The organism is Lutibacter sp. (assembly GCF_041596795.1).
Lineage (GTDB): Bacteria > Bacteroidota > Bacteroidia > Flavobacteriales > Flavobacteriaceae > Lutibacter.
The window spans coordinates 1-10764 of record NZ_JBFHHX010000112.1; the positions used below are offsets into that span (position 1 = coordinate 1).

The window sequence follows — 10764 nt, forward strand, 5'->3', positions numbered from 1 at the left end:
GAACGATGCGAACGTAAAAACCCTTCTTTATCGGCATCTAAAATAGCAACTAATGAAACTTCGGGTAAATCTAAACCTTCACGTAATAAGTTTACACCAATTAAAACATCAAACAAACCTTTTCGTAAATCCGACATTATTTCAACGCGTTCTAAGGTATCAACATCAGAATGTATATATCTACATCTAATAGAAATTCTACTCAAATATTTAGTTAACTCTTCTGCCATTCGCTTGGTTAATGTAGTAACTAAAGTTCTTTCGTCTTTTTCAACACGAATCTGAATTTCTTCAATTAAATCATCAATTTGATTAATGCTTGGTCTTATTTCAATTTCAGGATCTAATAAACCTGTTGGTCTAATTACTTGTTCAACAAACACTCCTTCCGTTTTTTGTAATTCGTAATCTGCAGGAGTAGCACTTACAAAAATTACCTGATTTTGAATTTCTTCAAATTCTTCAAACTTTAAAGGTCGGTTATCCATAGCAGCAGGTAATCTAAAACCAAATTCTACTAAATTTTCTTTACGTGATCTATCTCCTCCAAACATTGCATGTACTTGAGGAATAGTTACATGGCTTTCATCTATAACCATTAAATAATCATCAGGGAAATAATCTAACAAACAGAATGGTCGTGTTCCTGGATTTCGGCCATCTAAATAACGCGAGTAGTTTTCAATACCACTACAATAGCCTAATTCACGTATCATTTCTAAATCAAATTCTGTGCGCTCTTTTAATCGTTTAGCTTCTAAATGTTTTCCAATTTCCTGAAAATATTCATATTGCTTCATTAAATCTTCCTGAATTGCATGTATTGCATTTTGAAGCACATCTGGTGATGTAACAAATAAATTAGCTGGGTAAATAGTGAGTTGCTCAAACTTTTCAATTACCATATTATTGGTTACATCAAAGCTTTCAATTTCTTCTATTTCATCACCAAAAAAATGAATTCTATAGGCGTGTTCTCCATAAGAAGGGTACACAGTTATAGTATCTCCTTTTACTTTAAAAGTTCCACTGCTTATTTCAGTTTCCGTTCTGGAGTATAAACTTGTAACTAATAAATGTAAAAATTTTGTTCGAGCAATTTCTTGATCAACTTCAATACTGATAATGTTTTTTTTGAATTCAACCGGATTTCCAATTCCATAAATACAAGATACAGAGGCAACAATAATTACATCGCGTCTTCCTGAAAGTAAGGCTGAAGATGCGCTAATTCGTAATTTCTCAATTTCTTCATTTATCGATAAATCTTTTTCAATATATGTTCCAGTAACTGGAATATAAGCTTCTGGCTGATAATAATCATAGTAAGAAACAAAATATTCTACTGAATTATTGGGAAAAAACTGCTTAAATTCTGAGTATAATTGTGCTGCTAATGTTTTATTATGTGCTAAAACCAAGGTAGGTTTTTGTGTTTTTTCAATTAAATTAGCAACTGTAAAAGTTTTTCCAGAGCCTGTAACACCTAATAATGTTTGATATTTTTCATTATTAGCAATGCCACTAACAAGTTGTTTAATTGCTTGTGGTTGATCTCCTGTTGGTTTAAAGTTCGATTCTAATTTAAATTGCATAGTGCAAAAATAAACTAAATTATTTTTGTTTCTTTTGAAATGAAATATTTTTGAAATTAAGAAACTTGTAATTTGTTAAAAATAAGTTTTAGTGTACGCAATTAATTTCTAATTAAGCTAAAATGGCCTTTTAAAATTCTACCATCTTCTAATTCAACTTTGTACCAATAATCTGTTGAAGGTAAAGGGTTTGATTTGTATAATCCATCCCAACCAGGACCAAGAGGATCTAAAATAGCTATTAATTTTCCAAATCTATCAAATATATAAATATTAGAATTTGGCTGATCACTTATACCTGTAACTTGCCAAGTATCGTTAAAACCATCTCCGTTTGGTGTAAAAAAGTTAGGAATGGCTATAATTGAAACTACAGCTTTTCCTTCGCTACAGTTTTCTAAATCTTGTATAGAAATTGTGTGTTCTCCGCCAGAAACATTTTCAAAAATATTACTTGCTTGGAAGGTTCCTTCATCTAAGGCATATTCATAATTTCCTAAAGGTAAATTTGAGGTATCTACAGTTATTGAATTATTTTGAACTATTAAATTAGTGTTATTAAATTCAGTTAACTCTGTAGCTGCTATTGCATTTACTTGAATGGATTTAGATGTAGCGCAATTAGTGCCAGAAAATGCAGTAACAGTAAACAATCCGCTATTAAAAACTTGAATTGATTGTGTGGTTCCAACAACTTCATTTAAATCATTTTTCCACTCATAAGTATAAATTTCTGCTGGATTTTCAACACTTATTGTAGGTGAATTTGCAGTTAAGCACAAGTCTGTAGATGAATCTAAATCAAAAATAGGAGCAGAGGTTACGTTTAATGTTACATGATATCCCAAACCAAAACAATCATTTAATGTATTATCAACCCGTACAACAATTTGTTGATTAAAGGAAGTTATATTTCTATAATTAGCTGGATTTATATCATTTATTTCTGCCAATGCATCGGTCATATTTTCATAATACGTAACTGCTAAATTTGTTTCTGGAAGCAATGCATTTAATACTTGGTTTGTTGCAGCGCTAAAATCAAATAGGGTAATTCCGTTTGTGGAATCGCCATCAACAGTATCATCACATTCATTAAAAGTAATCATTAAGTCACTTGGTATGTTTGTTGAAACTACTTGTAAATTTACTTCAGCCGTGGTAAAACAACCTGCTGAATTTTCAACTCTAGCCCAAACGGTTAAAGATATACTATTTGAAAAAGCAGTTGGATTAACAATTGGATTGGTATTGGCAATTGCATTTGCTTCGGTTTCAAAATAGGTAATTGTAGGCGCAGGATTTTCTGATGAAATACTTGTATTTGCTTGTTCTAAATTAAAGTCTGCAAAACCGTCAGTATCATCATCACATTGCACTAAATTAACTGGAGATGTAACTAAAGGGATGTTAAAAATAGTAACTTGTATGTTTGATGTGTTTACTGTTGCTCCGTTAGTTATAGTTGCTGTAACATCAAAAGTTCCTGCACTTGAAAATATATGAGTTGGATTTTCTAGGGTTGATGTATTGTTAGTGCCAGAAGCAGGATCTCCAAAATCCCAAACTATACTTGTAGGAGGAGACGAAGTGTTTATGCTGAATTGTGTAGCATCACCCAAACACACATCATCTGCTGAAATATTTGTTAAAAAAAACGATTGTATAAATGGTGGTAATCCTTCCACAACTTGATGCGATGGAAATGCACCTCCTAAAGTTACATCTATGGCATTATGTACATAATTGCTTGCCAAACCATCAGCTTCAGGATCATTTATAACACCTAAAAAATTTGTGCCTTGTTGTGCAGAAGATGTTACGGAAAGTGCTCTATAAATTTTACCGTCAATTGCTAATTGAAGCCCACCTCTTGTATTGGTATCGTTTGAATCTATTAATACTCTAGACGCATTTATTGTTGTGTTTAATAAATCGAATTGATATAATCTGGCAGGTGGAACGTGATTGCTTCCAGCTAATCTGCTTGTTGTAACATATAACTTTCTGCTTTGTTCAGAAAATTCTACGCCATATGGTATATCTCCAGAATCATCAAATGTTAATTGAAGTTCGTTAGTTACTAATCCTGTGGTATTATCAAAATCATATAGCATTAAAGTGTTGGTACCGCCAAAATTTGCACACGCTATTTTTGTTCCATCTGGAGATATTTTTAAATAACCTCTAGAGTCTGTTGCATTACTTACAATGGAAGTGATAGGAGTTGTGTTTACACCAGTGGCATCTACACGCCACGAATAAAACGTATTTTGAATAAATGATATTACCCAAAAAGAATTATTATCAGGATGTTTTACAGCGGTAATTTTTTCATATGCTGGACTTATAAGGCTTAAGTTTTTTTCTGCAGTTATAACATCTCCTAATCCTCCGTTTAAGGTCATATCTACAGTTGTAAAATTTATTCCATTGGTAGAAAGTGCTGATGCTGCATTTCTATCATCTACTGTAAAAATATAGTATTGATCAGGATTATTTGGTTTTGGGACAATTATTGCAGATTGACTACTTGATGCATTACCAAGTAATCCAGTACCATTAAACATAATTGTATGAGTGCTATCCCAAACAGATACACCATCAGTATAAAATAATAAATTCCCTTGGTAATCACTTATAGTTGCGCAACCTTCATAGGTATCTAATTGTCCATCTGTTAGAACAACTGGCACTCCAGAGTTAAAATCTAAACCTGCATATTGGCCAAAATACCATATTGCAGCTTCTTTTTGTGAAAATAGTATTGAGGGAAATATTACTAATAATAAAAAAAATAATTTTTTCATTAAAAACCTTTTCTATATTATAAATATAGCTTAATTATCTTAAAATTAAGTATATATAATCTAAAAAAAGTTGATTTATTATTTTGTTAATGTCTAATTAAGCTAAAATGGCCTTTTCTAATTTTAATATTTCCATTGCTATCAATTAGTTCAACAGAGAACCAATAATCTGTAGATGGTAATGAAATTCCATTAAAAACACCATTCCAACCTTCTCCTGTAGGATCTAATTTGGTTAATAGTTTTCCGTATCTATCATAAATATAAATATTGGATGATGCATAAAAGTTTTCATTTATTCCTAAAATTTGCCAAGTATCGTTGTAACCATCGTTATTAGGTGTAAAGAATTTTGGATAGCCAATTACAGAAATTTCCATAGAAAATATGCCACAATTATTTTTGTCTTTTACATATATTGTATGAATTCCGGGAGCTACGTTTTCAAAAAACGGTTCATCTTGAAAACCGAATAATTCATTATCTAAAGAATACTCATAATCTCCACTACCTAAATTGGTTGTGTTAATTGTAATTGTATTGTTATTTGAATCATCTGCAATTGTAATATCATTTGTTTGAATTGAAGGAATATTAGACTCTACTACAACAAAACTATTGTAACCAATACAAACGGAATCATCGTTGGTAGAAGTTATATCATTCTCATAAATGTGTGAAACTTCAACTTTATAGGTACCTTCTGCATTTGCTTCGTAGTAATAATTTGTTGCTCCAGAAATACTTGTATTATTAAAATACCATTGGTATGTATCATTTGGATCACCTGTATTTCCGTCTAAATATGTTGTAAAAAGTTGCGGATTATCACGAGGGTTACTTACACATAAAATAATTTCTTCATCAGAACCATTTGGTAAAGGAATTGGATTTACAACTAAATTGAATTTTCCAACAGAAATACAGTTTTTAGATGTTTTATTAGATATACGCACTATTATTTCTTGTGATGAAAAATCTAAATTTCCTTGTAATTGGTTAATTTGTAACTGTGCATCATTGGTGGTTTCATAAAATTCAACTTCAATGGTTGGATCAGAAAAAATGCTTGAAATTTCTTGTCTTTTAATCTCAAAATCAAATGTAGATTCTCCACTTCCTATACTTTGTAAATCATTGCTTCCAGAAATATCATTTTCACACTCGTAATAATCATCATAGGCATCAAGGCTAGTTGGATATACATTTAATTCCATTTGCCCCGTTGTATAGCAACCAGATTCAGTATTTGTTAATTTTACTATTAAATTAGGGTTGCTTGCTGATGTATAGCTTTCAGGGTTTGTAATTGAATTATTAGCATCAAAATCTGCTTGAGATTCGAAAAATAGAACTTCTAAATCAGAGTCATTTTGTGTAATTTCTTCAATTTTTGTTGTTAAATTAAAGAGTGTAATTCCATCAGTACTGTCATCATCAATATCGCATTGGTCATAAATAAAAGTAGTTGAAATTACTGGTGGATAATATACTTCAATTTCAAAATTACCTTTATAAACTATTGGAAAACCACAATCATCAATTAAATTAACTTCTAATTTATATATACCAGCATTTGAAGGTTGGATGTTTGTTAATGAAAGTGTTGCAGCTGTACTAATTTCAACACCATTTAATGTCCAACTATACGAAGGACTTCCAGATATAAATTCTGAATTAAAGGAATAATCACTTCCAACACATAGTTTAACTGTTTGATTTGTAATTATTTCATTGTTATTTTCAACACTGGTAATTTCAATTGGTAATAATAACGATGCAATAAACGGAGGAAGACCTTGCATAGCTTTACCCGATCCAAGATTTAAAGCATTTAGTTGAAAGTCGCAATTGGCAACATCTTCATTAGGAGAGTTTATGGCGTTAAGGTAACTGGTTCCGTTTAAGTAGTTTACAGGTACAGTTGCGTAAATTTTTCCATTTGGTGCCAATTGTAAAGCACCTCTATATCCTGTTTGAGAATTTACTAATGTTTTAGATGCTGCAATGCTAGCACTCTCTAAATTAAATTGATAGAGTTTGTTTGTTGTTGCATTATTAGCAGAAGCATATAATTTTGTTGAGTTAGAAGAGAATTCAATACCATAAGGTTCACCATCTGAAGTAGTATTAGAAATTAATTCAATACCATTGTTTGCTACTTCTCCTGTTGAATTATTAAAACTATATAAATGTAATTTTCCACTACGTGTTTCACCATCGTTTGATAAATTAAAAGTGGCACTTGCTAAATATTTACCATCGGGTGATATTTTTAAGTATCCTCTTCTATCAATTGAAGTGAAATTGACAATAGATTTTATTGGAGTTGGATTTAAACCATTAATATCAACTTTATAACTGTAATACGTATTTTTAACTAGTGATACTATCCAATACACATTACACTCGCTACCTTTTACAGAAGCTACTTTTTCTGTCCAAGAGGTATTTTTACTATCTGATAAATCAACTTCAGAGCCAACAACATCACCTAAACCACCATCTGCAGTCATATCAATTGTATAACAATGAAAACCAAACTCACCAATATCGTCTACAATTGCGCCAACTGTAAAAATATAGAATAAATTTGAGTTGCCTGGGTGAGGAACAATAATAGCAGATTGAGTACTTGATGAATGGCCTTTTAAAGTTCCATTTCCGTTTGGCATTGGAGTGTTATTTTTATTCCAAACAGTAGATCCATCTGAGTAAAAAAGGAGTTCACCATTACTGTTTGAAAAAGAAGAGCATCCTTCATAGGTGTTTAAACTACTTCCAGTAACTATTGTTGGAGTATCTGAATTAAAATCTATTGCCGCATTTTGACCAAAATACCAGAAGTTGGCTTCACCTTGTGAAAATACAGACAAAGAACCTAGGAAAATTAAAAGGATAACTAATTTTTTCATATCTAATGTAAACAGTATAAGGTTTCAAAGATAAAAATAACTGAGAAATAATACGGTATTTAATAAATGTAAAGTGTTTTAGTTATCTATTTAAGCAAAAGTGTTTTTTTAGATATTAATATTTCAAAATTAATTGATGCGTTTTGTTTTAATCTAATTGTTTGTTTAAGAATTGAATTTCCTTTAAAATTACCGCTCAACTATAATTATTGGCATAAAAAGTATAGTTAAACTATTTGCAATGTGGTAAATAGTAGTGCTGTTTACAAATCTCTTTTTTTAAGCAGTAAAAATGAAAAATAAACAAAAGCAGCAGTCCAAAAAAGTACAATTAGCACATCTAATGGTTGAACAGAGAAGTCTTTAGATAAATCTTCGCCAACTTGTTTTGCTACACTTTGTACAGCGCTAAAACGCGTAAAAGGTTCTTTAATTAAATTGCTCATAGCTTCTAAAGGAAAAATCCGCATAATAGCTTCTGCATTGGGTTTTATTTTCCAGTACAACATTCCTTTTACAAAGCTTTCAAAAATAAACCAGACAAACATAGCGCCAACTGCAAAAGCAGATCGTTTTACTAAAATTCCTAAAAATAACCCCATTGAAAAGAAGGCTAATAGTTTTACAAAAAAGGCAATTAAATATTCTAAATCTGTAGTTACAATAGAAAACTCATTAAAATCGGAATAAATATAACCTAGAATTAAAGAAACTATAAATACAAAAATGGTTGAGATTGCAGCAAATAAAACAACTGTGTAAAATTTAGATAGAATAAATTCCTTTTTACTTAACCCATCTATTAAGTTTTGTTTTAGGGTTTTGTTGCTATATTCGTTTGCCATCATAGAGACAATTACTAACAATAAAAAGAATTTAAACCATGATGCTAAAAATGTATTTAAATGCCATATGTATGGAAAGTTAAAAATTCCTTGCTCAGCTAAATGAAATTTTATGGGACCAATATCAAATTTTATAGCGGCAATTAGAGCTATGGAGGTTAAAAGTCCAAAATAAATAAGAATTAAAATTCTACTTGCTCGGCTATATTTTAATTTATGAATTTCTATATTTAAAAGTCTAAACATTACTATTTGTTGTTTGTTATTGATAAAAATTGTTGTTCTAAACTTGGCTTGCGTTTTACCAAGTGCGATAAAACAACGCCGTTTTTAAATAAAAAGGTATTAATTTCTGATGCTTCTATAGGTTTGTTTAAAGTTGCAATAACTTTGTCATCTTCAATTTTTACGTTGCTAATTCCATCAAAATTAGAAAGTAAAGACACTAATTTTGCGGCTTCTCCATCAATTTTTAATTCAAATAAACCGTAAGATGCAATCATTTCATCAACACTACCAGCGTATAATTTTATACCTTCTCTAATAACAACAACGTGCGTACACACTTTTTCTACTTCATCTAATAAATGCGATGCTAATAAAATGGTGGTTCCGTTGTGTGCAATGGTTTTTATAATTTCTCTAATTTCATGAATTCCTTGAGGATCTAAACCGTTTGTAGGTTCGTCTAAAATTAAAATTTCTGGATCATTTAACAGCGCAGAGGCAATAGCTAAACGCTGTTTCATTCCTAAAGAATAGGTACTGAATTTACTATCTTTTCTATGAAATAGTTTTACTAATTTTAGTTTTTCTTCAATTTTATCAAATGCAATTCCTTTTATTTTACAAACCAATTGTAAATTTTGAACAGCAGTCATATACGGATAAAAGTTTGGACGCTCAATAATAGCGCCTACTTTATTTAATGCTTCATGAGTAGATAAACTACCTTCAAACCAACTAAAATTACCCGAAGTTTTGTTTACAACATTTAATATAATTCCTAAAGTGGTAGATTTTCCGCTGCCATTAGGACCTAATATTCCGTATACATTACCTTTTTTTATTTCAAAAGATAAATTATTGACAGCATGAATGTTTCCGAATTTTTTGTTCAGATTGTTTATAGCTAAGATTGTTTCCAATAGAATTTTGTTTTGTATAAAATTAAGACGATATTTATTTACAATTGTTACAGCAATATACTAAATTTGATTTTTTAGAAGATTTTATATGGAAGAACAAAAATTGATTTCTCAAAAAAAACCAGCATTTCCAATTAACGATAAATTGTATGCATATTTATCTGAGTATAACAGAAATATAAAAATTCCTGTTTTTTATGATGATTTATTACGTTTTGCTGGAGCAATTGAGGTGTATGATAAAAATGGTGAAGATACTTTATGGATTAGGGTGTATTATCCGGAACACGAACGTGATGAAATTGATTTAAGTTTAAAACGCATGTATTTAATTTTACATGGAGATGGAAGTGAAGACTCACTATCTTTTTTAACAGTTGATGCTATTGACTATTGTACGTTTGGAAATTCTAAACCATTTAGAATAAAAATTAGAAATGTTTTAAACGATAACCATACGTATTTATATATTAAAAAAGCCGATGCTTCTAGAGTTTACGGATTAGAATTAGAGCATATTTTATCGCCAAATAACATTAACTTTTTAGTATATAAAGATACGTTAATAGAAGAGCACGTTTTGGGAATTCCTGGTGATCAATTTTTAGCGGAAAACTTAAAAACAGTTTCCATTAGAGGTAAAAAAAGATTATCAAAAGAGTTTGTAAAGTTTAATGAACGTTGTATGATTCGTTTGTTAGGCGATATGCGCGCGTATAATTATGTAATTGTTGCTTCGTACGATTTTGATCAGGTTGAATACCGAATTAGAGCAATGGATTTTGATCAGCAAAGTTTTGAAGGAAATTTAAAAGTATATTTTCCACAGTTTTTTAAAGAAAATTATCCTTTTGTAAAAATGGTGGAAGAAAATTTACAAAAAGAATCTATTGAGCAGTACAAAAAAGAAGAACGTTCGGCAATTGCAAGAAGGTTAAGAGGTTCTCATGAGCGTATTAGTGATTTGCTAGATTGTATGGTACATGATAAAATTTCTACGCCAAAAAAAATAGAGCAACTTAAAATGGATTTGGTAAAATATACCAGCGATAAAAACTTTAAAAAGTGTACTTCAATGGGTGAAATATTAAAAGTTGCTTTTGCCTTTGTTACCAGAAATTACGAAAATGTAAATACATATATTATTAGATAAATTGAATGGCTTTTTTTTGGTGTGTTCAACTACTTAAAATGTAATTTCATTCCTTCATGTGATGCTACAAAACCAAGATCTGTATAAAATTTTATAGCTCTTGGTCTTAATTTATCACTGGTAAGTTGTAAAACATGAGCATTTTGTTCTTTTGCTCTGTTAATTGCCCATTTAAAAATTAGTTGCCCTAAACCTTGGCCTCTTAAATCATCTCTAACCATTACATTTTCTATTTGTGCACGCATTCGTCCTTTATAACTTAAATAAGGAATAAATGTTAGCTGAAACGAAGCTAAAA

At 30.3% G+C, this 10764-nt stretch carries 7 protein-coding genes; 1 reads left to right on the plus strand and 6 read right to left on the minus strand.

Annotated features, from left to right (window positions below):
• The 5 genes from uvrB to ABY298_RS12050 all read right to left on the minus strand — a co-directional run.
• Window positions 1-1595: excinuclease ABC subunit UvrB (gene uvrB / locus ABY298_RS12030; RefSeq protein ID WP_372746305.1), on the minus strand; the 1595-nt coding region annotated here is incomplete at its 3' end.
• 101 nt (window positions 1596-1696) lie between these two features.
• A complete protein-coding gene (locus tag ABY298_RS12035; RefSeq protein WP_372746306.1) occupies window positions 1697-4405 on the minus strand; it encodes a T9SS type B sorting domain-containing protein in 2709 nt (902 codons plus the stop codon).
• 86 nt (window positions 4406-4491) lie between these two features.
• Complete coding sequence (locus ABY298_RS12040; RefSeq protein WP_372746307.1) at window positions 4492-7320, minus strand: T9SS type B sorting domain-containing protein; 2829 nt, start codon at window positions 7318-7320, stop codon at window positions 4492-4494.
• A gap of 263 nt (window positions 7321-7583) precedes the next feature.
• Window positions 7584-8411, minus strand: coding sequence for an ABC transporter permease (locus tag ABY298_RS12045; RefSeq protein WP_372746308.1), 828 nt, complete (start codon window positions 8409-8411; stop codon window positions 7584-7586).
• Window positions 8412-8413: 2 nt separating this feature from the next.
• Window positions 8414-9313, minus strand: a complete 900-nt coding sequence (locus ABY298_RS12050) for an ABC transporter ATP-binding protein (RefSeq protein ID WP_372746309.1) — start codon at window positions 9311-9313, stop codon at window positions 8414-8416.
• 88 nt (window positions 9314-9401) lie between these two features.
• Here ABY298_RS12050 and ABY298_RS12055 point away from each other — a divergent pair, with 88 nt between their 5' ends.
• On the plus strand, window positions 9402-10466 hold the full coding sequence (locus ABY298_RS12055; RefSeq protein ID WP_372746310.1) for a hypothetical protein: 1065 nt from the start codon (window positions 9402-9404) through the stop codon (window positions 10464-10466).
• A gap of 29 nt (window positions 10467-10495) precedes the next feature.
• On the opposite strand, the gene ABY298_RS12060 is transcribed toward ABY298_RS12055, so the two are convergent.
• Window positions 10496-10764 (minus strand): GNAT family N-acetyltransferase (locus ABY298_RS12060; protein ID WP_372746311.1); only part of this gene is annotated, 269 nt, incomplete at its 5' end.